Source organism: Pseudomonas sp. FP1762 (genome assembly GCF_030687105.1).
GTDB classification, from domain to species: domain Bacteria; phylum Pseudomonadota; class Gammaproteobacteria; order Pseudomonadales; family Pseudomonadaceae; genus Aquipseudomonas; species Aquipseudomonas siliginis.
Genome location: NZ_CP117458.1, coordinates 5,230,262 through 5,254,902 on the forward strand (window position 1 = coordinate 5,230,262; position 24,641 = coordinate 5,254,902).

The 24,641-nt window shown below is 62.2% G+C and carries 23 protein-coding genes; 7 read left to right on the forward strand and 16 right to left on the reverse strand.

Translation table 11 applies throughout. The features are described 5' to 3' along the window. Position 1 precedes the first annotated feature (1 nt). The 4 genes from PSH90_RS23355 to PSH90_RS23370 are packed head-to-tail and all read right to left on the reverse strand — an operon-like array spanning position 2 to position 7,747. Positions 2–4,576, reverse strand: coding sequence for an alpha-2-macroglobulin (locus PSH90_RS23355; RefSeq protein WP_305381610.1), 4,575 nt, complete (start codon positions 4,574–4,576; stop codon positions 2–4). Next, positions 4,573–5,223: a DUF1175 domain-containing protein gene (locus tag PSH90_RS23360; protein ID WP_305383149.1), complete on the reverse strand. Its 651-nt coding sequence runs from the start codon at positions 5,221–5,223 to the stop codon at positions 4,573–4,575. Before PSH90_RS23360 ends, PSH90_RS23355 begins: the two co-directional genes overlap by 4 nt. Then, entirely contained in the window at positions 5,208–6,920 is a 1,713-nt protein-coding gene (locus PSH90_RS23365) for a DUF2138 domain-containing protein (protein ID WP_305381611.1), read from the reverse strand. Before PSH90_RS23365 ends, PSH90_RS23360 begins: the two co-directional genes overlap by 16 nt. Before the next feature lie 35 nt (positions 6,921–6,955). Next, positions 6,956–7,747, reverse strand: coding sequence for a YfaP family protein (locus PSH90_RS23370; protein WP_252878968.1), 792 nt, complete (start codon positions 7,745–7,747; stop codon positions 6,956–6,958). A gap of 498 nt (positions 7,748–8,245) precedes the next feature. On the opposite strand from PSH90_RS23370, the gene PSH90_RS23375 reads away from it, so the two are divergent. The 4 genes from PSH90_RS23375 to PSH90_RS23390 all read left to right on the forward strand — a co-directional run bounded on the left by PSH90_RS23375 (position 8,246) and on the right by PSH90_RS23390 (position 13,386). After that, entirely contained in the window at positions 8,246–8,488 is a 243-nt protein-coding gene (locus tag PSH90_RS23375; RefSeq protein WP_016772991.1) for an exodeoxyribonuclease VII small subunit, read from the forward strand. Beyond that, entirely contained in the window at positions 8,485–9,372 is an 888-nt protein-coding gene (gene ispA, locus PSH90_RS23380; RefSeq protein ID WP_252886863.1) for a (2E,6E)-farnesyl diphosphate synthase, read from the forward strand. Before PSH90_RS23375 ends, ispA begins: the two co-directional genes overlap by 4 nt. A gap of 91 nt (positions 9,373–9,463) precedes the next feature. Next, positions 9,464–11,362 carry a 1-deoxy-D-xylulose-5-phosphate synthase gene (dxs, locus tag PSH90_RS23385; protein ID WP_150638375.1) on the forward strand — a complete coding sequence of 633 codons (1,899 nt, stop codon included), beginning with the start codon at positions 9,464–9,466 and terminating at the stop codon, positions 11,360–11,362. A gap of 140 nt (positions 11,363–11,502) precedes the next feature. After that, the gene (locus PSH90_RS23390; protein ID WP_305381612.1) at positions 11,503–13,386 is read left to right on the forward strand and encodes a TonB-dependent receptor domain-containing protein; all 1,884 of its coding nucleotides are present in this window, start codon (positions 11,503–11,505) and stop codon (positions 13,384–13,386) included. Between the two features lie 137 nt (positions 13,387–13,523). Here PSH90_RS23390 and PSH90_RS23395 read toward each other — a convergent pair whose 3' ends face one another. The 12 genes from PSH90_RS23395 to nrdR form a co-directional block, all read right to left on the reverse strand. Further along, entirely contained in the window at positions 13,524–14,324 is an 801-nt protein-coding gene (locus PSH90_RS23395; protein WP_305381613.1) for a cobalamin-binding protein, read from the reverse strand. Next, the gene (locus tag PSH90_RS23400) at positions 14,324–14,743 is read right to left on the reverse strand and encodes an MFS transporter (protein ID WP_258603821.1); all 420 of its coding nucleotides are present in this window, start codon (positions 14,741–14,743) and stop codon (positions 14,324–14,326) included. The genes PSH90_RS23395 and PSH90_RS23400 overlap by 1 nt, the downstream gene beginning before the upstream one ends. Further along, positions 14,740–15,357: a GTP cyclohydrolase II gene (ribA, locus tag PSH90_RS23405; RefSeq protein ID WP_041477692.1), complete on the reverse strand. Its 618-nt coding sequence runs from the start codon at positions 15,355–15,357 to the stop codon at positions 14,740–14,742. The genes PSH90_RS23400 and ribA overlap by 4 nt, the downstream gene beginning before the upstream one ends. Before the next feature lie 245 nt (positions 15,358–15,602). Then, complete coding sequence (locus tag PSH90_RS23410) at positions 15,603–16,340, reverse strand: ABC transporter substrate-binding protein (protein ID WP_305381614.1); 738 nt, start codon at positions 16,338–16,340, stop codon at positions 15,603–15,605. Between the two features lie 25 nt (positions 16,341–16,365). Next, positions 16,366–16,869, reverse strand: a complete 504-nt coding sequence (locus tag PSH90_RS23415; RefSeq protein WP_039761886.1) for a phosphatidylglycerophosphatase A — start codon at positions 16,867–16,869, stop codon at positions 16,366–16,368. Then, a complete protein-coding gene (gene thiL, locus PSH90_RS23420) occupies positions 16,866–17,831 on the reverse strand; it encodes a thiamine-phosphate kinase (RefSeq protein ID WP_305381616.1) in 966 nt (321 codons plus the stop codon). The genes PSH90_RS23415 and thiL overlap by 4 nt, the downstream gene beginning before the upstream one ends. Positions 17,832–17,858: 27 nt before the next feature. Beyond that, positions 17,859–18,359 carry a transcription antitermination factor NusB gene (gene nusB, locus PSH90_RS23425; RefSeq protein ID WP_024014489.1) on the reverse strand — a complete coding sequence of 167 codons (501 nt, stop codon included), beginning with the start codon at positions 18,357–18,359 and terminating at the stop codon, positions 17,859–17,861. Then, entirely contained in the window at positions 18,356–18,832 is a 477-nt protein-coding gene (gene ribE, locus PSH90_RS23430; RefSeq protein ID WP_003228649.1) for a 6,7-dimethyl-8-ribityllumazine synthase, read from the reverse strand. Before ribE ends, nusB begins: the two co-directional genes overlap by 4 nt. A gap of 90 nt (positions 18,833–18,922) precedes the next feature. After that, positions 18,923–20,014 (reverse strand): bifunctional 3,4-dihydroxy-2-butanone-4-phosphate synthase/GTP cyclohydrolase II, encoded by a 1,092-nt coding sequence (gene ribBA / locus PSH90_RS23435; protein ID WP_039761895.1) that lies wholly within the window; start codon positions 20,012–20,014, stop codon positions 18,923–18,925. Between the two features lie 21 nt (positions 20,015–20,035). Then, a complete protein-coding gene (locus PSH90_RS23440) occupies positions 20,036–20,698 on the reverse strand; it encodes a riboflavin synthase (protein WP_095181928.1) in 663 nt (220 codons plus the stop codon). A 47-nt stretch (positions 20,699–20,745) separates the two neighbouring features. Further along, on the reverse strand, positions 20,746–21,879 hold the full coding sequence (gene ribD, locus PSH90_RS23445) for a bifunctional diaminohydroxyphosphoribosylaminopyrimidine deaminase/5-amino-6-(5-phosphoribosylamino)uracil reductase RibD (protein WP_252868362.1): 1,134 nt from the start codon (positions 21,877–21,879) through the stop codon (positions 20,746–20,748). After that, entirely contained in the window at positions 21,876–22,340 is a 465-nt protein-coding gene (nrdR, locus tag PSH90_RS23450) for a transcriptional regulator NrdR (RefSeq protein ID WP_007910946.1), read from the reverse strand. The genes ribD and nrdR overlap by 4 nt, the downstream gene beginning before the upstream one ends. A gap of 128 nt (positions 22,341–22,468) precedes the next feature. Here nrdR and PSH90_RS23455 point away from each other — a divergent pair, with 128 nt between their 5' ends. The 3 genes from PSH90_RS23455 (at position 22,469) to trxA (ending at position 24,638) form a co-directional block, all read left to right on the forward strand. Continuing rightward, a complete protein-coding gene (locus tag PSH90_RS23455) occupies positions 22,469–22,933 on the forward strand; it encodes a YbaY family lipoprotein (protein ID WP_024014493.1) in 465 nt (154 codons plus the stop codon). Then, the gene (locus PSH90_RS23460; protein WP_305381617.1) at positions 22,930–23,583 is read left to right on the forward strand and encodes a methyltransferase; all 654 of its coding nucleotides are present in this window, start codon (positions 22,930–22,932) and stop codon (positions 23,581–23,583) included. The genes PSH90_RS23455 and PSH90_RS23460 overlap by 4 nt, the downstream gene beginning before the upstream one ends. A 182-nt stretch (positions 23,584–23,765) precedes the next feature. Next, the gene (gene trxA / locus PSH90_RS23465; RefSeq protein ID WP_056790736.1) at positions 23,766–24,638 is read left to right on the forward strand and encodes a thioredoxin; all 873 of its coding nucleotides are present in this window, start codon (positions 23,766–23,768) and stop codon (positions 24,636–24,638) included. Positions 24,639–24,641 lie beyond the last annotated feature (3 nt).

The window sequence follows — 24,641 nt, forward strand, 5'->3', positions numbered from 1 at the left end:
GTCAGTTGACCGTGACCTGACCGAGGGCGGCTTTCGCCTCCTGGGCCTGATGCTGCGGCGCATACACCTGCTTGAAGCGTACCGGCGGCAGGTTGAACTGGCCCTTCTGCGAGAAGCGCACCAGATGGCGCAGGCGCAATTCGCCACTCAGCGCATCAACCGGCACCGCGTAAGCCAACTGACCCGGTTCGAAGCGCGCCTTCTCCAGCGCGGTCGGTTCGGTGCCGTCCTTGCCCTGCAATTTGATGCCCCACGTCGTGCGCTCGACATCCGCGCCCGGTGGCAGCGGCACTTCAAGCATGCCGTAGCGCAGCGGTTTCGGCGCTTTGCTGGTGAGGATCACCTCGTCCAGGTACAGGCTGTCGCTGGACAACGGTTTAGTACCGACCGGCTCGAGTTTGAAGGTAAACGCCTCGTCGCCCGGCACCAGCCGCGACAGACGCCGGGTGATGGACACGGCCATCGGATCGACCTGCGGCTGTTGAGTCTGGAAGCTCAGCGCTGCACGCAACGGCCGCTCTTGCGTGCCGGACACGCTCAGTACGTTCGGCAAAGGCGTCGCGCCTTGCCATGTCCAGTACATCTCGCCGCTGGCGCCGTAGTTTTTCTTCCAGCCCTCACCCGGCATCAGCGCGATGGTCGGTGAGGCCTGAGCGATGCTGCGTTGCAGCCAGGTCAGCGCCAGTGCACGTTCCAGCGTCGATTGCTGCGGCAACAGGCGTTGCAACAACGCCGTCGCACGGGCCTGATCAAACGGTTGCAGCGACAGGTTCAGTGCTTCAACGAAGGGCTGCGAGCTGACGGCCAGACGTTGTTGCGCTGCGCCCAGTTGCCGATTGAACGCCTCCGGCAAAGCAACTTTCGCCTGCGTGGCCAACGATGCAGTGAGTACCCGCGCCGTCGCCAGACCAAGTGCCGAATCCGGGTCGTTCATCACCAGACTGTCCTGGCCGTCGTCGAGCAAGGTTTCGGCACCGCCTTCACCGGCCTTGACCAGGTCGTCGATCAAACCGCTGAGCAGCGTGTTCACTGGCAACTGCATCTGTTTAGCGAACGACAGAATCAGCGCCCGCTGCAGCAATGGCGTATTCGGCGCTTGCTTGGCGTACACCTCGAGTACGCGCTGCCAGTGCTCCGGCGGCAGGGTCAGGTCGAGTACGCGGCTGGCATTCCAGTCAGCGTAATAGGCATAGGCGGTGAGAAATGCATCCGGCTCGCCGTCGTAGCCCCACCAGGTGAAGCTCGCCGACGGCCCGGCCATTTGCACCAGACGCAGACGGCTGTTCTGCATGATCAGGCGCAAGCGATCGCGAATCTGCGGGTTCGACGCCAGCGATGGATAAGCGATGCTCAGCGGCAGCAAGCGACTGGCCGTTTGCTCGACGCCGCCGTACGGGTAGCCGAGCAGATCATCGAGGGCGGAACGGAACAGCGCTTGCGGACTGTCATCCAGACGCAGGCGAATATCCGTGGCATCCGCCGGCAAACTCAAGGGTGTATCGCCGCTGACCACATCGAGACTTTGCGTTTGCGTGACTTGCCAGCCTTCACCGGTGGCACTCAAGCGCACAGCCAGGGCATCGGCGACTTTGCCGTCCTGCACCAACTCCGCCGTCCACTCGCCAGAGGCCAAAGCGAACGCCGGCAGTGGCAGGTAATTGATGCCGCTGTTCAGAGTCACCGGCAGACGTTGTTCGGTACCGGCATAGTGAGTCACCAGTTCAGCCTTGACCGGTTTCTCCGCCTGACTGAAAGCGAACACACCCAGTTGCGGCTGATCGCCCTTGCGGAATCTGCTCGGCCCGCTCCACTTCAGGTACAGCGGTTTTTCCGAACGGACAAACTGCTTCTTCTGCCCGACCTGACCGTCATCGGCAATCGCCCGAGCGGTGATGCGCCAGCGGGTCAGCGAGTCCGGCATCTTGAAGGTGAAGCGGGTTTTGCCGTCGTCGCCGGTCAACAGCTCCGGCTGCCACGCAGCAGTGTCGACGTCTTCACGGCGCGGACGCTCAAGCACCTTCACGCCGCGTTCGCTGCGATTGGCTTTACCCGGGGCGCCGGGGCTACCCGGCAATGCCACGTCGTAGCTGATGAATGACAGGCTGGCACTGGTGCGCACGTTGTTGCGCCGAGGGTGATAGAAGAACTGGTCGATGCTCGGCGCGACTTCCGGTTGCAGCGCGTAGACCATTTCGTCGACCACGCTGACCGTCAAGTGTGCCGGAACCGCTTTGCCGGCGAACTGCGTGGTCAGGTCGACCGTGACCGTATCGCCCGGCAGGTACACCGCTTTGTCGGTGCTGATCGCCACGTCGATTTGCGGCGCGACCACTTTGATCCCGGCGTTCTGAAAGCTGTACTGACCGCCCTTGGTGTAGAGCACGGAGAAGGTCAGGTTCGGCGCGAAGCTGTCTTTCACCGCAATGCGCGCGCGGTATTGGGTGTCGCTGAGTTTTTCCAGTTTCAGCCAGTCGCCGCCCTTGGCCAGCAGCGCAGTGGCCTCGACCTTGTCGCGCTCCAGCGACAGCAGCGCGTCGCTGACCGGCTCAGGGAAGGTGATCAGCGCCAGCGCTTCTTCGCCCGCCTTGTACTCGGGCTTGTCGAGGACGATTTCCACCGTGCCCGGCACCGCTTTCACACCGTCGCCGGTGACCGAATGGCCGGTGGCGCCGAGGACGCGACCGTGTTGATCCTTCAGCGTCAGGTTGTAGGTGCCCGGACGTTCGAAGGCGAGGCTGAAGCCTTTATCCGTTGCGGCGAGTTTGCCTTCGCCGGTGCTCTGATCTTCCAGACGCACCCAACCATACGTGCTTGGGGTCACCGCTTTGCTTTGCTCGGTGCCGCCCTCGTTGGCGTAGCTGAACGCAACCTTTTCACCGACTGCACTGAAGCGTTGCGGCGCGCTCAAGCGAAAACTTGCCGCGCCACGGTCGATGAGGATTTCCTTGGTGGTCTTGACCCGATACGCCGCGCCATCGCTGGCGAACACGGTGAGCATGTAGCGGCTCGGTTTATCGGCTGCCGGCAAATCGAGGGTCGCGTTGCCCTTGCTGTCGGTGGTCAGTTCGGTGCTGGTCAATTCCACCGGGAATTGCCCGAGGTATTGCAGCTCGTTGTCGACCATCGACAATTGCTGGGCGCGCAGGCTCAGGCTCAATTTTGCATTGGCCACCGGTTTGCCGTCGGGATAGAGCAGCACCAGACTGCCTTTCACCGGCTCACCGGTGCGGTAATCCTGCTTGGCCAGATTCAGCGAGATTTCGAAGTGCGGCTTGATGTATTCGGCAACGCGGAAAGCACTGCTGTAGGCCTGATCCTTGTAGTTGAAACGGATCTCGTAACCACCGGCCACGGCGTTATCCGGCAACTGGAAACGACCCTGGGTACCTGCTTTCGAATCAAGCTTCAGATTGAGGGTTTGCAGTTCGGTCCCCGTGGCATCGAGCACGCTGACACTGACATCCGCCGCACCCGGCAGCACCGAATCCCGGGCATTCTTGAACTCGCGACCGACGATTTTCAGCGACACCCAATCGCCCGGGCGATACAGCGGCCGATCGGTGAAGGCATACAGTTTGGTGTCGTAGATTTCGCTGTCGTAGTAGAAGTTTTCCGAGACGAACACGCCGCCCTCTTCGTCCTCGCCGATGACGAACGAACGCTCCGGGCTGACGTGTTTCAGGCGCAGCAGACCGTCGGCATCGGTAGCACCGCTGCTCATCACGCCGAGGCCATCGGTCCACAGCACATTGACCTTCGGCACCGAACTGCCTTCGTGCTTGCGCGCGGCCCAGACCAGCAGTTCATCACCGGCAATCTTGCTCACCGCGACGGTGTTGGAGACGAACACCATGGTGGTCGCGCGGTACTTGCCGATCAGCGCTTCGACCAGATACAGCCCCGGTTTCAGATTACCCAGCGGAATGTAAACGTTGCCCGGCGAGACGCTGACGAAGTCACTGGACGAGCCGGCCAGATTGACCCCGGTCGGTGGCTGGATCGGCTTGGCCTGCCACAGTGGATAACGGAACTGGCTGACCACCGGCAGACCCGGGATCAGCGCAAATTGCGGCTGCGCGTCGTACGGCGTCGGCGCGGCCATGGCCTCGCCCATTTTCAGTTCCGGCACTTCTTCGGTGACCTGCTTGCGCGATTCGTAAGAGAACGCACGCTGCATCACCCGCCGGGATTTGCGATACCAGTTGTCCCACAGATACGCGAGAGTGTTGGACAAACCTTCGCCCTTGAACTGGCCGTCACTGACGACGCGGTGCAGGTTCTTCTGGCGCTTGAGGAAATCCAGCGGCTTGTCGATGCGATATACGCGAATGTCGGCGCCGCCGTACGGTTCCATGCGAAAGCGCCGGTAGTCACGACCCGGGGCTTCGAGGCGGACCATCGCCGGCTCGTCGCTGGCAAAACTGCTGTCGGCGAGCAGGAAGAAACTCTCACCGGCCACCGGCGTGTAATTGCTCGGCTCCACCGAGTCTTCGGCGTTGACCCAGGTAAACGGCAGCAACAACGCTAACAGCAAAGAAATTCGCGAACAGATACGCAACATGCGGGCACCGGTCATTGGGAGAGAAAGTTCAGTCGATAGACGCCGATGAAGTTGGGGTTGGCTGCGTCGGGTATCCATCGGGTGTCCTTCCATGTCATGAGTTGCTGCAGGCTTGCCGAACGCATGCCGTTGTCAGTGGGGGTGGTGGTGCCGGTGTGATAGGCGATGTAGCGGCCCATCCAGATCATCAGGTGCTGATCGTCGCCCTGATCGAAAAACATCAGGTCGCCGGGCCGCGCCTGCGCCACATCGCGGCCGACCAGGTGGCTGTTGAACTGAATCAGTTTGATCGCGTTGACGTACGGCCCGACCTTGCCGCCGCCCTGCTGCCACTGTTGCGCGAGCTTGCGTTGCTCGTTGCTCAGCGTCAGTTCCGGCGGCAGGTAGCGATTGGACAGACCATTGCTGCGCAGCCATTTGTCGTCGTGGACTTTCAGCGCTTCGTTGGCGGCAAAGCGCACCAGGCCGGCGCAGTCCTGCTGATACCAGCGCGGGCTTGGGCCTTGGCTCAATTGCTCTTGAGCAATACGCACAAACCAGGCGCGAAACACTTGTGATTGCGCCGGATCGAGTGCCGGCACCTCAACTGCGCGGGCACCTGCGCTCAGCAACAGCGCGAGCAGGCCAAGGCTGCGGATCAGTGCGCTCACAGCGCTTTCCATTCCAGTGGCAGCCATTGCCAGTGGCCGTCAGGCTCGCTGCCTTCGGGCAGCGTCAGAGCATATTTGCCGTAGCCGCCGAGGGTGCGCAGTTTCGGCATCAGGTAGGTTTGCGCGGCGTTGTAGAACACCGGCTCCATGTCCTGCGGCAGGCTGTCGAGGGTTTCGCGCTGCATCAGTTGCGCCATCGCGTCCGGGCCGAAGTAGATCGGCATCAATACGTCTTTTGGCAGCACGTCGGCCATCGGCGGGAAGCGCTTGTCGAGGGTGCCGAGGGCTTTGTCGACGAGTTTGTCGTCGAGGGAAAACAGCAGCGTCGAGCCGTGACGGGCGAGGCTGACTTTCATGAACGCCTTGCCGGAAATCGCCTCCGGGTTCTCGGCGGTCTTCGCCGCGTACGGCCCGAAACTGGAACTGACCTGACGCTGCCAGACGTGGCTCTGGCCTTCCTGCTTGTCGATCACCGGGAATACGCTTTCGGCGACATTGGCTTCGAACGCGCCGACCATCGAACCGAACAACTTGCCCAGATCACCATCAAGCTTGCTGGTGTCCTCGTCTTTGAGGCTGGCGACCAGCAATGGCGTGTACAGCCGCGAATCGGCGTACCAGCACAGGCCAGCCGCGCCAGCGACGTGTTCGGTGAGGGTCTGCGCCACCGCTTCTTCAGCGCCGAGTTTGATCAATATCGGCTTCTGCGGTTCGGCCGCCACTGGCAGGGTCACGCAAGCGCTCGCCCCCAGCGGCATCGCTTGCCAGACCGGTTTGAAATCGAAGTCCGGCTGGTTTTCCAGCTCATCCATGGCCAGATAGCTGTGCCAGCCCTTGTCGTCCATGTCGAAACGCAGCCCGGCGAAATTCGGGATGAAGCGCTGATAGCCCATCGCGAGCACGCTGGAATTGACCGACAGACGCTGCCTGGTTTCCGGGCTTTTCGCCGGCAAGCCGAACGCTTCGGGGAAAAGTTTTTCACCGTTGAGCAACGCCGCCAGTGCTTGCGCGGAGACGCGGCCCGATTCTTCCGAGACGCCGCTTTCCGGATCGTAGTACTTGGCTGGATTGGACAGCACCACCAGTTTGTCGCCGCGCGACGCGAACAGCAGCGATTTGCTGGCGTTGTAGCTGAGTTGATACAGCGGCACTTCGTCGCTGCCGACTTTGAGAGTGCCGAAGACGCTGAGCTGGGTGTCATCCAGCGCCACTTTCGCCAATGGCTCGAGCAGCTTGGCCAACCCGCCGCGATCCATCACCAGCAGGAAATCCTTCAAACGACCATCGGCGCCACGCCACAGCGCAACATCGGCCGGTTGATCGAAAAGCTGCTCGATCAGGCTGTCCTGCAACTTCAGGTCATGCTCGTAGATAATCCGGCGCAGGCTGCCGATCAGGCCGAGGCGATCGGCGTGAGTTTCGTAATAGAAGACGAAATCCTCGGTGAGCGTGGCCTTGAGAAACGGCACCGTCAGGAGGTCCTTGGGCAACTGGCTCAGTGAACGGGTTTCGAGCAAGGCATCCGGACGGCCGAGGCCGAGCCTGTCACTGGCCAGTGCCGCTGGCGGCGCTTTGGGCTTGAGCAGCAGCCAGCCGAAACCGCCCGCCACACCGGCCACCAGGCACAGGCCGAGCACGACCAGCGGCCAGCGCCGCGAAGGTTTGGCCGCCGGTGTCGCGGCAGCTGGAGTCACAGTGTTATCGCTCATGTTCACAACATCCGAGTTCATCCGTGGCGGGATGCTTAATAGTTGAAGGTCTTGACCAGCAGCAGATCACCGATCGCCCGCAGGGGCACGATGAAGGTTTCGCGTTTTTCGTCGACGGTGTTTTCGTTGAGCACCAGGGTGATCTGCGAAGTGATCACCTCGTTCTGATTGCTGGTCTCCTCGAAGTTATAGCCACCATCGCCGTAGTTGCCCCAATAGTTGACGTAGACCAGATACGTGCCGTGCAGCGGCGCGGTCATGGTGAACATTTCCGGGCCGGGGCCGTCGACGCCATCCGGGTCGAGACCGCCGCCATTGCTCAGCGCCGGCCGTGCCCAAAAGGCATGCTGACCGTCGGGGGTGACAATATGCAGATCCAGCTCGGCTTTCGGGTCGTCCCATCCCAAGACAAGACGAATCTGCGCCGGCGTGCGCAGATTATTTGCTTCATAAAATTGCACGCGCTTGAGCGACTGGCCCTCGGCGCTGATCACTTCGACGCTGTTGGAACCGGCGCCAAATGCGTAGGGCCGGGCAAAACGTCCCTGATCATCGGTGTACAGATTCAATGGATTGCCGTTGACGGCGAGGCTGTGCGGCGGACGCATGTGGCCGAGGGCTTTGAGCTGGCCCTGGATCATCGTGCGATTGCGCTGAATGCCGCGATCGATCGGCGGCGTCGGGTAGGCGACCTGCGAATTTTCCGAGCGATCGAGCAGGCCGTGATAACGCCAGCCGCCGACCGGCTCGGACAATTGCGCAGCCGGCGCGGCCCACAGCACAGGCGCGCAGGCGAAGCCGATCAGCAGCAAAAGAAATGAACGCATGTGACGCCTCCTGCCATGCCTTGAACGAAACCTTGCACCCGATCCTCGGTACTTCACAGCGGTGAACTGCGTTTCGTCTGAACGCCCCGCAACTGTCGGGGCCGTAGAAGCCGCGAAGATTAGCGATTTGGCAGTTTTTTAACAATCGGATACATGTGTGATTGCTGTAGGAATCTCGCTTTCGAGAGGGCGTGAGCCGAATAGCGAAGTTATTCGGCTCATAAAATGAGCCGAATAAGCCTCAGCCCCGAAACTTCACATTAACTTTGTGACGAGGGGATTTATCCCAGCTCGGCTGCGCAGCAGTCGTAAAACCGGCGACTTCGATTTTCCTGAGAGTATCGGTTGTCTGGTTTTAGGGTTGCTACGCAACCCAGCGGGGATAAATCCCCTCGCCACGGGGTCATGTGCGCGGCTTTGGGTGGGGCGTCTCATTTGCCCATACCCCCCCTATCTGCTAGTGTCGCGCCGGTTTAACGTCTACCGGAAATTGCCGCCATGGCCCGCAAAAAAGCTGCACTGGATTTCGAACAATCCCTCGCCGACCTGCAAACACTGGTCGAGCGTCTGGAAAACGGTGAATTGTCGCTGGAAGACTCGCTGACCGCTTTCGAGCAGGGCATCGGGCTGACCCGTGACTGCCAGGCGGCGCTGGCCCAGGCCGAGCAGAAAGTGCAGGTGCTGCTGGAGCGCGATGGCGAGCTCGCCGAGGAACCCTTCGACGCGGATGAGCCAGAATGATCGCGGCGTATTCGGCGAGCAGTCAGGCCCGGGTCAACGCGGCGCTGGAAACGCTGTTCAACGCGCCGCTGCCGGAACTGGCGCGGCTCTACGAAGCGATGCGCTACAGCGTGATGAACGGCGGCAAGCGCGTGCGCCCGTTGCTGGCTTACGCGGCGTGCGAAGCCCTCGGCGCAAAGGCTGAACAGGCCAGCGGCGCGGCCTGTGCGGTCGAGTTGATCCACGCCTACTCGCTGGTGCATGACGATTTGCCGGCGATGGACGATGACGATCTGCGTCGCGGCCAGCCGACGACCCACAAGAAATTCGACGAAGCCTGTGCGATTCTCGCCGGTGACGGCTTGCAGAGCCTGGCCTTCAGCGCCCTGCTCGACCCGCGCCTGAGCGAATGCAGCAGCGAAATCCGTCTGCAGATGGTCACAGCGCTGGCCCACGCAGCCGGTCCGGCGGGCATGGTCGGTGGCCAGGCCATTGATCTCGGTTCGGTCGGTCTCAAGCTCGATCAAACAGCCCTGGAACAGATGCACCGACACAAGACCGGCGCGCTGATTGAGGTCAGCGTCAAGCTTGGTGCCCTGGCCAGCGGCCGCGCCCAGCCTGATCAGCTGCAGGCATTGCAGACTTATGCACAGGCCATCGGCCTGGCCTTTCAGGTGCAGGACGACATCCTCGACGTGGAAAGCGATACCGCTACCCTCGGCAAACGTCAGGGCGCCGACATTGCCCGGGACAAACCGACCTACCCGGCCCTGCTCGGCCTCGACGCTGCCAAGGCCTACGCTCTGGAACTGCGCGATCAGGCCTTGCAGGCGCTGCGACCGTTTGACGCGGCCGCCGAGCCGCTGCGCGAGCTGGCGCGGTATATCGTCGAGCGGCGCAACTGACGGCGTATCGGCCAAAAAAGACCAACGCGTGGGCAGGGGCCGATGCATCAGGTAAACTGCCGCATCTTTTATACCTATAACGATTCGCCTGATGCCCACGACGTTTCATGAGATTCCCCGCAAGCGCCCGACCACGCCCCTGCTCGACCGCGCGAACACGCCGGACGGCCTGCGCCGGTTAGGCGAAGCCGAGCTGGAAACCCTGGCCGATGAGTTGCGCCTGGAATTGCTCTACACGGTCGGCCAGACCGGTGGGCATTTCGGTGCCGGCCTGGGCGTGATCGAGCTGACCATCGCGCTGCATTACGTCTTCGACACCCCGGACGACCGTCTGCTGTGGGACGTCGGGCATCAGGCGTATCCGCACAAGATCCTCACCGGTCGCCGCGAGCGCATGGCCAGCCTGCGTCAGAAGGACGGCATTGCCGCGTTCCCACGCCGCTCCGAGAGCGAGTACGACACCTTTGGCGTCGGCCACTCCAGCACCTCGATCAGCGCTGCGCTGGGCATGGCCATTGCTGCCCGCCTGCAGGACAGCGATCGCAAGGCCATTGCCGTGATCGGCGACGGCGCGCTGACCGCCGGCATGGCCTTCGAGGCGCTCAACCATGCGCCGGAAGTGAACGCCAACATGCTGGTGATTCTCAACGACAACGATATGTCGATCTCGCGCAACGTCGGCGGGCTGTCGAATTATCTGGCGAAGATCCTTTCCAGCCGCACCTACGCAAGCATGCGCGAGGGCAGCAAGAAAGTCCTTTCGCGCCTGCCCGGCGCCTGGGAAATCGCCCGTCGTACCGAAGAATATGCCAAAGGCATGCTGGTCCCCGGCACCCTGTTCGAAGAGCTGGGCTGGAATTACATCGGCCCGATCGACGGCCACGATCTGCCAACCTTGATCGCCACCCTGCGCAACATGCGCGATCTCAAAGGCCCGCAGTTCCTGCACATCGTCACCAAAAAAGGCAAAGGCTTCGCCCCGGCGGAAGTTGACCCGATCGGCTACCACGCCATCACCAAACTCGAACCACTGGACGCCCCGGCCGCCGCGCCGAAAGCCGCCAGCGGGCCGAAGTATTCGGCGGTGTTCGGCGAGTGGCTGTGCGACATGGCGGCGGCTGACGCGCGTCTGGTCGGGATCACCCCGGCGATGAAGGAAGGCTCGGATCTGGTGGCGTTCAGCGAGCGTTTCCCGGAGCGTTATTTCGACGTGGCGATTGCCGAGCAGCACGCGGTAACGTTCGCCGCCGGCATGGCCTGCGAAGGCGCGAAACCGGTGGTGGCGATCTATTCGACATTCCTGCAACGCGGTTACGACCAGTTGGTACACGACGTCGCGGTGCAGAACCTCGACGTGCTGTTCGCCATCGACCGCGCCGGTCTGGTCGGCGAAGACGGCCCGACCCACGCTGGCAGCTATGACCTGTCCTACCTGCGCTGCATCCCGGGCATGCTCATCATGACCCCGAGCGATGAAAACGAATTGCGCAAAATGCTCACCACCGGCCACCTCTACAACGGCCCGGCGGCAGTGCGTTACCCGCGTGGCAGCGGGCCGAATGCAGTCATCGAAAAAGATCTCGAAGCGATCGAAATCGGCAAGGGCATCGTCCGTCGTCAGGGCAGCAAGGTCGCCATGCTGGTGTTCGGCGTGCAACTGAGCGAAGCCTTGAAAGTCGCCGAGAAGCTCGACGCCACCGTGGTCGACATGCGTTTCGTCAAACCGCTGGATGAAGCGCTGGTGCGCGAGATCGCCGGCAACCACGAGTTGCTGGTGACTATCGAAGAGAACGCAATCATGGGCGGCGCCGGTGGCGCGGTCAGCGAATTCCTCGCCCGCGAGAACATCCTCAAGTCGATGCTGCATCTGGGCTTGCCGGATATCTATGTCGAGCATGCGAAACCGGCGCAGATGCTTGCCGAGTGCGGGCTGGATGAGGCCGGGATCGAAGCGTCGATTCGCCAGCGACTGGATTTGCTCAACAGCTGACGCAATCCCTTGTAGGAGCTGCCGAAGGCTGCGATCTTTTGATCTTGCTCTTCGGCAGCTCCGGAACCTTTAAAAAGCAAAATCAAAAGATCGCAGCCTTCGGCAGCTCCTACATGGTTTTGCAAAGACCATAGATTGCCATGAACCTCTCCCGCCTCGCCCTGCCCTTCCTCCTGCTGCCAACCGCAAGCGCTGTCGCCGACACCTTCGAGCGCGATCAGGCGCTGAAGCTGCCGGACACGCTGATCAGCGCCAATCGTCAGGTCGAGGCGCGCAACGACAGCAGCGCCGCCAACACCGTGTTCACCCGCGAAGACATTGATCGCCTGCAACCAAGCGACGTGCCCGATCTGCTGCGTCGCGTGCCCGGCGTGCAAGTGGCGCAGACTGGCGGGCGCGGCAGTCTGCCGGGGATCTACATTCGCGGCACGCAATCGGCGCAGAGCCTGGTGCTGGTCGATGGCCAGCGCATCGGCAATTCGACTTCCGGCGACAGTAATCTGCAACATCTGAACATCGAGCAGATCGAGCGAGTCGAAGTGCTGCGCGGCTCGCGCTCGGTGATTTATGGCAGCGACGCGATTGGCGGGGTGATCCAGATCTTCACCCGACGCGGCACTGGGCAAGGCTTGCAGCCACGCCTGCATCTGGGCTTCGGCAGTCAGCAGACATGGGAGCGCAGCCTCGGCTTGTCCGGCGGCGACGAGAAGACCCGCTTCAACCTCGGCGCCAGCCTCGACGAAACGGCCGGGATCGACCGTACCCACGAGTCGTATCCAAGCGACAGCGACCATGACGCCTACCGCAACAAATCCCTGAGTCTGAGCCTCAGCCACGCGCTGAACGAGGACATCGAAGTCGGCGCCAATCTGCTGGATAACCGTGGCAGGAGCGAATTCGACAATCCGTTCGGCCGCTTCGACATGGACACGTTTGAGTCGGTGCAACAGCAGCCGTACAGCGACTTCAATATCAGTAGCGTGAGCAGTTACGTCGATGCGCGGGTCAACGAAACCTGGAAAACCCGCGTCGAATTCGGCCACAGCGAAAACCGCGAGAAGACTTTCGACAAGCTCAGTGACGAGCGCACGGTGTTCAACACCTATCGCGACTCAGTGAACTGGCAGAACGACCTGACGCTCGACCCGCGCAACAGCCTGATCCTCGGTGGTGACTGGTACGAAGACCGGATCAACAGCAGCACTGCGTTCGACGAGGACAGCCGCTGGAATCGCGCAGCGTTCATCCAGCATCGCTATCAGGCCGACAGCTTCTCCACCGAGATCGGCGTGCGCCACGACGACAACCAGCAGTTCGGCAGCCAGAACACTTGGAGCGGCACTTTCACCCTGCCGCTCAATCCGGATAACGACGTGCTGCTGAGCTACAGCGAAGGTTTCCGCGCGCCGACCTTCAACGACCTGTACTACCCGGATTTCAGCAATCCCGACCTGAAACCGGAAACCTCAAAAAGCTACGAACTGCAATGGCGCAGCCAATTGAGCGACAGCGCGCGGCTCGAGGCCTCGATTTACCGCACCGATCTGCAAGACGCGATCATCTTCGGTAGCAACTCACGCCCGCAGAACGTTGCGTCAGCGCGCATCAACGGTTTTGAAGCAGCGCTGAAGCAGGAGCTGTTTGGCTGGCAGAGCAATCTCGGCGTGGCAATCATTGACCCGCGAGATCGCGATACCGGGCATACGCTGGCGCGACGGGCGCGGCGCACGGCCAGTTGGGATCTTGACCGGCAGTTCGATCGCTTGGGAGTGGGCGCCAGTTGGCAGTTGGTCAGTGGCAGTTACGATGATTTGAACAACACCCAGTCGCTGGGCGGCTACGGCACGCTCGGGCTGCGCAGCAGTTGGGCGTTGAACCGTGAGATCAAGCTGGATCTGAAGGTAGATAACTTGCTGGACAAGGGCTACAGCCGGGCGAACTACAGCTATGACGGCGCGCAGTATGGCTATCGCGAGGAAGGTCGGGCGTGGATGTTTGGGGTCACCTGGACTCCTGAACTCTGAGCTGAGATTTGTATTGGCTGGCTGGCCTCTTCGCGAGCAGGCTCGCTCCCACAGTAGACTGAGTGCGGCCACACAGTTTGTTTTCACCGCAAATCCAGTGTGGGAGCGAGCCTGCTCGCGAATACAGGCGATGCGGTCTACCGATCCGGCGCGATCAATTGGCAGAGTTTGGCGGTCGCACTGATCATCTGACCACTGGGCCGTTCCAGACCTTTGTCACTGACCAATAGCAGTCTCCCCTGCCTGACTGCTGCCACCTGCGGCCAGGCCTTCCACGCGCCTAGCTGCGCCTGGTCACCGGCGACAATCACTTCGGGATCACGCTGCAATACCGCCTCGATACTCACCTGCGGTGCCGGCAGATTCAGCTCGGCAAACACATTGCGCGCACCGCACACTTCAAGCGCATCGCTGATGATCTGCCCGCCACCGACGGTGTATAGCGGTTTGTCCCAGACTTGATAGAAAACCCGCAGCGGTTCGTCACGGCTATAACGCTGGCGCAGATCATTCAGTTGCTCGCGCAATTCGGCCGCTCGTTTCGCCCCACGTTCTGGACGCCCGAGCTGTTTGCTGATCGCTTCAATTTGCGTCGCCAGTTGCGTCAACGTATGCGGCTCGGCGACGAAGGTTGGAATGTTCAGGCGCTTGAGCTGATCACGCTGCCCGGCGCCGACGCTGCCGGGCCAGAGCAGCAGCAAATCCGGTTTCAGGCTTAGCAAGCGCTCCATATCGAGCTGGCCGTAGCGGCCCACTGATGGAACATCGGCAATGGCTGCCGGCCGCTCGCCCGCATCCAGCACGCCGACCAACAGGTCGGCAGAGTCCAGTTCAACGACGATTTCGGAAAGCGACGGCGCGAGGCTGACCACCCGCAATGCGGCCGGAACCTGACTGCTCAGGGCGAGCAGCACAACCGCCAGCCACAGGCGAGGCATCAACCGAGTTGACGCGGAATACGGTAGAGGTAGAACAGCACGGCGGTGGACAGCGCCAGCAGCATCAACGGCACGGCTTCGAGGCCGACGAACACCGCCAGCGCGCCAATCCACGCCGGCAAAGACGCCACCAGCAACGCTGCACGCCGACGCGCCGCAAGGGCAATCCAGGCGGCGGGTTCTTCGGCGGTATCGAGGGCTTTTTGCGTGGCGATCAGGGCGTGTTTGTAGCGGGCGAAATACTTGAGGCTGACAAACATCGAGGCGACGCCGGCGATGAACAAGGGCATCGCCAGCACCGGCAGCAGGCCCTGGCCTTCACCGAACAGCGCGTTAAGCACAAACAGCGGCAACAGGGCCAGCGCCAGGTATTGCCACCATGCCACCGACAACCGCCGCCGCACCTGGCCGCGGGTCACGCGCGGTCGGCCTCGCCCTGATGCTCGTTGCCCATCATGTGGTCGAGCTTGCTGGCCTTGGTGGCCAGGTAGAGTTTGTTGTGCGGATTGTGCCCGGTGTGCAGCGGCACGCGTTCGGCGACGACGATGCCCATGTCGGTCAGCGCTTTGACCTTGCGCGGGTTGTTGGTCATCAAGCGCAGGGATTTCACGCCCAGGTGTTCGAGCATCGGCAGGCACATGGCGTAGTCGCGCTGATCGGCGGCAAAGCCCAGACGCTCGTTGGCTTCTACGGTGTCAGCGCCGCCGTCCTGCAACTCGTAGGCACGGATCTTGTTCAGCAGCCCGATGCCGCGCCCTTCCTGACGCAGATACAGCAGCACGCCCCGGCCTTCGCGGGCGATCGCCTGCAACGCGGCTTCCAGTTGCGAGCCGCAGTCACAACGCTGGCTGAACAAGGCATCGCCGGTCAGGCATTCGGAATGCAGGCGACCGAGTACCGGGGCGCCATCGGCAATTTCACCGAGGCTCAGCACGACGTGCTCACGCCCGGTGCTCTCATCGAGAAAGCCGTGCATGGTGAATTGCGCAAAAGGCGTTGGCAGCTTGGAAGCGGCGACGAAGACGACAGGCACCGATGTGCTCCTGATCTAGAAGACTGAAAATTCGCAGGCCGGCATTGTAACAGCAGGTTCCTGTAGACGCTTAGGCTGAATTATCGGGCATAAACATCAAAAAGTTTGATGACAGCTGCCGCCAGCACCGCCGCTCCCTGTAGGAGCTGTCGAGTGCAACGAGGCTGCGATCTTTTGATCTGGCTTGATATCAAGATCAAAAGATCGCAGCGTGCCGCAGCTCCTACAGGGATTTGCGTTGGGCTTCAGTTCGGGTTGAACGGATACGGCTGCTTCCACCTCTCGAAGACCGGCTTCAGCTCTCCGCTCTTGACCAGTTCCGCCATGCGCCGGTCATACAGCGCCATCAACGCGCGAGCCTGCGGGGTATCAGCGAAACCGAGAAACAGCGGCAACTCAGCCAGATGCGAATAGCGAAACTGCGCGGGATCTGCGGCATCGCGCACGACCGCTTCAATCTCGGTCAGCGCATCGATGTAGTAATCCGCCCGGCCCTGCTTGAGTATCAGCAGAATGCCGGTGCGCCTTTCGATCTGGTTGAAGCGCTGGATGTTCGGCAAGTAGTTTTCGTAACGGTAGCCGCGCACCCAGGCCAAACGGTATCTGCCCAGGGTCGCCAGGGTCGGCGGCGGGCTGCTGGCCAGGCCCAGCGCGTAGATGTGATCGGAATCGAACTTCCACTGCGGGTACAGCACCTGCGTGGCTTCGTCGCGGTAGGAGCCGACCAGCGCGTCGACTTCCTTCAACTGCACCAGCCCGATCGAACGGGTGTACGGCACCGTGCGAATATCCAGCTTGACCCCGGCCGGCTCGAACACTTTGCGCAACACGTCCCAGGCCAGACCATGGCCATCGGCGGCGGTGTAATCCTCCCAGTCTTCGCTGGCCAGGTGGATGACCGCAGGCACAGGCGCGGCGGCCTGCGCGTGGGCGAACGTGCCCAGCAGAGCCAGAAGCAGCAGCGCCAACCCGCGTCGCAGCATTGCGTGGTTCCTCACGTGAGTCGAATCAGGCGAATACCCATACCAGCCCTTGCATCGCCAGCCAGGCGAACACACCGGCCAGCACGTCGTCGAGCATGATGCCGACGCCGCCATGCACATGCTTGTCGATCCAGCGGATCGGCCACGGCTTGAGAATATCGAAGAAGCGGAACACCAGAAAACCCGCGAGCAACCAGTACCAGCCTTCCGGCACCAGCCACAGGGTGATCCACATGCCGACCATTTCGTCCCAGACGATGCCTTCGTGGTCGTGAACGCGCAAATCGTCAGCGACTTTGCCGCACAGCCAGAAGCCGAACAGCATGGTGATGCCAAGCATCAGCCAGTAGCCCCAGTCGGGCAGCATCTGCCACAGCGGAATGAACGGCAGCGCCACCAGCGAGCCCCACGTGCCCGGCGCTTTTGGCAAGGTGCCGGAGCCGAAGCCGAACGCGAGGAAATGCCACGGATTGCGCCAGACCGAAGGAGGCACGAATTCGGCAGGAACCTGTTTCGGGTGATCTGTCACGGTGTCTCCTGAAAATGTTGGTAGCCGCGAATCTGCGGAGTGATGTCGTGTCGGTCGCGGTCCAGCAGCACCACGCCCTGGCCCGGCAGCACTCGCCCGATCACATGGATCGGCCAGCCGTCGGCCAGCAGTGCCGGCAACTCGGCGGACGGCAAGGTGAAGGCCAGTACGTAATCATCACCACCGCTCAATGCCGCGCGCTCGGCACCGCGCTGGCCGAGAAACGCGACTAAAGCATCCGACAACGGTACACGCTCGCGTTCAATCTCAAGTCGCACCTTCGACGCCAGCGCGATATGCCCGCAATCGGCGAGCAGGCCGTCGGAGATGTCCAGTGCCGCCGTGGCCTTGCCGCGCAGGGCCTGACCGAGCGCCAGTTGCGGCTGTGGCGACCAGTAATGCTCGAGCAGCGGCCGGGCGATATGCGCTTCGGCATCACGTTGGGCCAATACCAGCGGCAAGGCGCCGGCGGCATTGCCCAGTTCGCCGCCGACGCAGAGCAGATCACCGGCCTGCGCACCGCTGCGGGTCAAGGCCTGGCCAGCGGGTACGCGGCCGAACACGGTGACCGTCAGGCTCAACGGCCCGCGCGTGGTATCGCCGCCGACCAAGGCGACGCCGCAGCTTTGCGCCATGCGATTCAAACCCCGGGCATAGGCTTGCAGCCAATCGGCAGTCACCGTCGGTAGAGTCAGGGCAAGGGTAAAGGCAACGGGGGCAGCGCCCATGGCGGCCAGGTCACTGACCGCGACGGCCAGCGAGCGCTGACCGAGCAGAAACGGATCGCAGGGGTCGGCGAAATGCACACCGGCCACCAGCGTATCGGTGGAAACCGCCAGCTGTTCCCCAACGGGAACTGCCAGCAAGGCGCAGTCGTCGCCGATCCCCAAAGCAACGCCCTCGCCGCCCTGCGCACAAGGCGCGGCGGCGAAGAAATTGCGGATCAGCTCAAACTCGCCCATGGCCGAGAAAAAGTATTCAAGCGCCGATCAGCGCTTGAACGCCTTCACTTCAGCTTCACGCAGGCGCGGGGCCAGCTTGTCGAGCACACCGTTAACGAACTTGTGGCCGTCGGTCGAACCGAACACCTTGGCCAGTTCGATACCTTCGTTGATCACAACGCGGTACGGCACGTCGACGCGCTTGAGCAGTTCCCAGGTCGACAGGCGCAGAACCGCCAGTTCAACCGGGTCCAGCTCTTCGATCGCCAGATCCAGGCACGGCGTCAGGGCGGTGTCGATTTCGGTCTTGAACTGCGGAACCCCGTGAAGGATTTCACGGAAGTAGGCACCGTCAACATCGGTGAAATCGTTATCAACGCGAAACTGCGCTTCGATCTCGTTCAGCGATTGCCGGGCCATGTGCCACTGGTACAGCGCCTGGGTCGCGAGCTGACGGGCTTCGCGACGCTTGGCGCTCTTCGACGGCTTGCCGGCATCCGCAGGTTTCGGATCGCGCGGGTTGAAACGATCGCTTTCGTCGCTAATCACTTGGCCTCCAACTGTGCCAGCAGGCTGACCATTTCCAGAGCGGACAGGGCAGCTTCGGCACCTTTGTTACCGGCCTTGGTGCCGGAACGTTCGATGGCTTGTTCGATGGAATCAACGGTCAGCACACCGAACGCAACCGGTACGCCGAATTCCATGGAAACCTGGGCCAGGCCTTTGGTGCACTCGCCAGCCACGTATTCGAAGTGCGGAGTACCGCCACGAATGACCGCGCCAAGAGCGATGATCGCTGCGAACTCGCCTTTCTGGGCGACTTTCTGCGCAACCAGCGGGATTTCGAAGGCGCCCGGTGCGCGGATGATGGTGATGTCGCTTTCGCTCACGCCGTGGCGAACCAGGGCATCAACGGCACCGCTGACCAGGCTTTCAACCACGAAGCTGTTGAAGCGGCCCACTACCAGAGCGTAGCGGCCTTTGGGGGCGATGAAGGTACCTTCGATGGTCTTCAGGGTCATTCGTCAGTTCTCTTAAAGAGCCGGGACGCGTCTGCTACGCGTCCCTCAGTGATTATTTGCCGCGAATCGGAGTCCGGAAACAGCCGGTCATTATTCGGAGGGCACGTATTCTACAACTTCCAGATCAAAACCGGATATCGCATTGAATTTCATTGGTGCCGACATCAAGCGCATCTTGCGCACGCCGAGGTCACGCAGGATCTGCGAACCGGCCCCGACAATGCTGTAGGTGGTCGGTTTTTTCGGCGCTGCCTGCTCGCCGGTTTCACGGATATGCGCCAGCAGCACGTCACCATCAAGCGGGTGACCGAGCAGCAGCACCACACCGCTGCCGGCCTCGGCGACCGCAGCCATGGCGGCGCGCAGGCTCCAGCGGCCCGGTTGCTTGACCATCAGCAGGTCGCGCAGCGGGTCCATGTTGTGCACGCGAACCAGCGTCGGCTCCTCAGCGCAGACAGTGCCCAGCGTCAGGGCCATGTGCACGTCGCCTTCCACCGAATCACGATAGGTCACCAGGTTGAATTGGCCCAGTTCGCTGTCCAGCGGCTGCTCGGCAATCCGCTGAACGGTACGTTCGTGGATCATCCGGTAGTGAATCAGGTCGGCGATGGTGCCGATCTTGATGTTGTGTTCGGCGGCGAATGCTTCGAGTTCAGCGCGACGGGACATGGTGCCGTCGTCGTTCATCACTTCGCAGATCACTCCGCTCGGCTCGAAACCGGCCATGCGCGCCAGGTCGCAAGCGGCTTCGGTGTGGCCGGCGCGAGCGAGGGTGCCGCCGGCCTGGGCCATCAGCGGGAAAATGTGACCCGGGCTGACGATGTCTTCAGCCTTGGCGTCTTTGGCGGCTGCCGCTTGCACGGTGCGCGCGCGATCGGCGGCGGAGATGCCGGTGGTCACGCCTTCGGCGGCTTCGATCGAAACGGTGAACTTGGTGCCGAAACCGGAACCGTTGCGTGGCGCCATCAGCGGCAGCTTCAACAGTTCGCAGCGCTCACGGCTCATCGGCATGCAGATCAGGCCACGGGCGTGCTTGGCCATGAAGTTGATGTGTTCGGCCTGGCAGCATTCGGCGGCCATGATCAGGTCGCCTTCGTTCTCGCGGTCTTCGTCATCCATGAGGATGACCATCTTGCCTTGGCGGATGTCTTCAACCAGTTCTTCGATGCTATTGAGCGCCACAAGGCACCCCCTTCTTTTGAATTATTTGAGGTAGCCGTTTTGGGCCAGAAAGCTTTCGGTGATGGTGCTGCCGGCAGTCTTTTCTGCAGCCTTGTCACCCAGCAGCAGACGCTCCAGATAACGCGCCAGCAGGTCGACTTCCAGATTCACCCGGCGGCCCGGCTTGTATGAAGCCATGATGGTTTCGCTGAGGGTGTGCGGAATGATCGTCAGCATGAATTCGGCGCCATCGACTTCGTTCACGGTCAGGCTGGTGCCGTCGACGGTGATCGAGCCTTTATGGGCGATGTACTTGGCCAGTTCTTTCGGCGCACGGATGCGAAATTCCACGGCACGGGCATTGTCGCTGCGCGATACCACTTCACCGACGCCGTCGACGTGTCCGCTGACCAGATGCCCGCCGAGGCGAGTGGTCGGGGTCAGGGCTTTTTCCAGATTGACCGGGCTGCCGCCTTTCAGGTCATTCATGGCGGTGCAATCGAGGGTTTCGCGGCTGACGTCGGCGGCAAAGCCGTCGCCCGGCAACTCGACGGCGGTCAGGCAAACGCCGTTGACCGCGATGCTGTCGCCGAGTTTGACGTCGCTCAGATCGAGCTTGCCGGTTGCGACGTGCACCCGCACATCACCGCCCTTTGGGGTCAGTGCGCGGATACTGCCGATGGATTCGATGATGCCGGTGAACATGGGGTTCTCCTTGAGAACGAGGCCAGCGCTAACGCGATGGCCGGGAATTATACGCGGGCTGCAGGGACAGGGATCGCAGTGACTCGCCAGTCATCGCCCACCGCGCGGATTTCAGTGATTTTCAGTTCCGGCGCATCTTTCATCTGCGCCAGCGGCCAGTCGAGCAGCGGACGCGCCGTGGAGCCGAGGAATTTGCCGGCAATGAAGATCACGAATTCGTCGACCAGCCCCAGTTGCGCAAAGGCGCCGGCCAGACGCGGCCCGGCCTCGACCAGCACCTCGTTGGTGCCTCGATTGGCCAGTTCGATAAGCAATTGATGCAGATCGACCTGGCCGTCGGCACCCGGCACGATCAGGCATTCCGGGCCATTGGCGTATTGCTCTTCCACTGCGACACAGGTGGCCACCAGCGCCGGCCCGGCCTTGAAGAACGGCGCATCCAGCGGCACTCGCAGGCGGCCATCGATCAACACGCGCAATGGCGGGCGGCTCATGGCCAGCGCAGTTTGGTCGCTGTCGAGACCGAGTTCGTCCGCGCGCACGGTCAACCGCGCGCCGTCGGCCAGCACCGTATCGGCGCCGGTCAGCACCACCGCCGCCTCAGCGCGCAAACGCTGCACCGCCGAACGCGCCGCCGGGCCGGTGATCCATTGGCTCTCGCCGCTTTCCATCGCCGTGCGCCCGTCGAGGCTCATGGCCAACTTGACCCGCACGAATGGCAAGCCATGTTCCATGCGTTTCAGAAAACCTTGATTGAGCTTGCGTGCTTCCGCTTCCAGCACCCCACTTTCAGTGGCGATACCGGCCTCGGCCAGGCGCTGCAAACCGCGCCCGGCAACTTGTGGATTGGGATCACGCATCGCCGCCACGACCCGGGCAACGCCAGCGGTCACCAAGGCATCGGCACACGGCGGCGTGCGCCCGTGGTGGCTGCAAGGTTCGAGGGTGACGTACGCCGTGGCGCCCCGGGCCTGCTCGCCGGCGGCGCGCAGGGCGTGGACTTCGGCATGGGGTTCGCCGGCGCGCTCATGCCAGCCTTCGCCGACAATCTGCCCGTCACGCACCACCACGCAACCGACCCGCGGATTGGGATGGGTGGTGTAGTGGCCCTTGCGCGCCAGTTCCAGCGCGCGGGCCATGAAATGCGCGTCGAGGATCGCCTGCTCGGCGGCGGTGGTCATTCTTTCACCGGTTCGCGGGCGAGGCGGTCGATCTCTTCGCGGAATTCATTGAGGTCCTGGAAGCGCTTGTACACCGAAGCGAAGCGGATATAGGCGACTTCATCGAGCTTTTGCAGCTCGGCCATGACCAGTTCGCCGACCACGAGGGACTTGACCTCGCGTTCGCCGGTGGCGCGCAGCTTGTGCTTGATGTGGACCAGAGAGGATTCGAGACGCTCGACGCTGACCGGACGTTTCTCCAGCGCGCGTTGCATGCCGGCGCGGAGTTTTTCTTCGTCGAACGGTTGGCGGCTGCCGTCGGTTTTGATCAGGCGCGGCAACACCAGTTCGGCCGTCTCGAACGTCGTGAATCGTTCGCCGCAGGCCAGGCATTCACGCCGGCGGCGCACCTGTTCGCCCTCGGCGACCAGACGCGAGTCGATGACCTTGGTGTCGTTGGCACCGCAGAAGGGACAGTGCATGGTGGCTGGCAACAAAAAATGGGAGGGCCATGGTAGCGCATCCCCGTGGCAAGACAAGCCATAGGCTTTGCGGTATACAGAACGGCATGATCGTCTGATCCATGGAATTCATTCTGCCGGAGCCTCCAATGCCGTTACGTCCGCTCGTTCTGCTCAGTCTTTTCAGCCTGCTGGTGGCCTGTGGCAGCGACGCACCCAAGCCGCAACCGCCGACGCCAGGCCCCGCGCCGCAGCAGGCGCAGAAAAAAGCCAAAGAGGCTGCCGAACTCGGCCCGCTGCCGGCGCATCAGCGCGAATTGAGCGGCAGCCTGCAAGGGGTGCCGGCCGGCGCCGAAGTCGAACTGGCGCTGCTGGTGATCGATGAAAAGGACCGCCCACAGCAACTGCTCGCCAGTTCCAGCCTGATCGGCAACAACCAGATTCTGCCGTTCCACCTGCGGTTCAACCCCGAGGCGTTTCCGGCCGGCGCACGGGTCGAGCTGCGCGGTCGCGCCAGCCAGTCCGGGCAATTGATCCTGCACCTGCCGTCGCAGACCATCACTCAACCGACCACTCAGGCTTTGGGCCAGCTGCAATTCGTCAAAGCGCCATGACAGCACCGCTCGACCTGCAACAGGCCTTGGGGGAATTGCTCGGCGACGCCAGACTGAAAGCCTGCGCGTTGCCCGGCACCGATTTGCAGCTGTGGCTGATCGACGGTGACAACATGGCCCGCGAATTCAGCCAGGAAGAAACCCAGCGCATCCTGCATGAACCGCCCTATTGGAGCTTTTGCTGGGCCAGCGGCTTGGCCGTGGCGCGTTATCTGGCACAGTTTCCAGAGTGGGTGCGCGGCAAGCGCGTGCTGGATTTCGGCGCCGGTTCCGGGATCGCCGGGATCGCGGCGGTGAAGGCCGGGGCGCTGGAAGTGGTGGCCTGCGATCTCGATCCGTTGGCGATCGCCGCTTGCCGGGCAAATGCCGAGCTCAATGCTGTGCAGATGAGCTACTCGACGGATTTCTTTGCCGAAGCCGATCGCTTCGATCTGATCCTGGTCGCCGACGTGTTGTACGACCGGGCGAACTTGCCGCTGCTCGACGCGTTTCTCACTCGCGGACGCGAGGCGCTGGTGGCGGATTCACGGGTGCGGGATTTTCGGCATCCGTTGTATGAACGGATCGAGATGCTGGAGGCGATGACCCTCCCCGATCTGGCGGAGCCCGAAGAATTCAGACATGTCAGCCTCTACCATGCTCGGCGCTAGCTAAAAGCTTCGCGAGCAGGCTCGCTCCCACACTGGATCTGTGCCGTTCATAAATCCCCTGTGGGAGCGAGCCTGCTCGCGAAGGCGTCCGCCCATGCAACACACCTCTCGACCCGCCCCGCTTCCGGCCACCCCCCACCAAGCCTTATAGTTGCCCCATCCACGCTTTGACGAGATCCCCCATGAGTGAGCAAACGCCGTACATCTTCGACGCCACGACTGCCGATTTCGACCAGTCGGTGATCGAAGCCTCCTTCAACAAACCGGTGCTGGTGGATTTCTGGGCCGAATGGTGTGCGCCGTGCAAGGCGTTGATGCCGATGCTGCAAGGCATTGCCGAGAGCTATCAGGGCGAGTTGCTGCTGGCCAAGGTCAACTGCGACATCGAGCAGGACATCGTCGCCCGCTTCGGCATCCGCAGCCTGCCGACCGTGGTGCTGTTCAAGGACGGTCAGCCGGTCGATGGCTTTGCCGGGGCACAACCGGAATCCGCCGTGCGCGCCCTGCTCGAACCGCATGTGCAGATGCCGCCACCGGCCGCTGCCGACCCGTTCGAACAGGCTCAGGCGATGTTCGACGAAGGTCACTTCGCCGAGGCGGAAGCGGCGCTGGTGACCCTGCTCAATGAAGACAATACCAACGCCAGGGCGCTGATCCTTTACGCACGCTGCCTGACCGAACGCGGTGAGCTGGGCGAAGCGCAAACCGTGCTCGACGCGGTCAAGAGCGATGAGCACAAAGCCGCACTCGCTGGGGCCAAGGCGCAGATCCAGTTCCTCGGCCTCGCCCGCGACCTGCCGGACGCCGCCGACCTGAAAAGCCGCCTGGCGCAAAATCCGCAGGATGATGAAGCGGTGTACCAACTGGCGATCCAGCAACTGGCGCGCCAGCAATACGAAGCGGCGCTGGACGCCTTGCTCAAACTGTTCATCCGCAACCGCAGCTACGGCGAAGGCTTGCCGCACAAGACCTTGCTGCAGGTGTTCGAACTGCTGGGCAATGATCATCCGTTGGTGACGGCTTACCGTCGCAAAGTGTTTGCGGCGCTGTATTAAGGC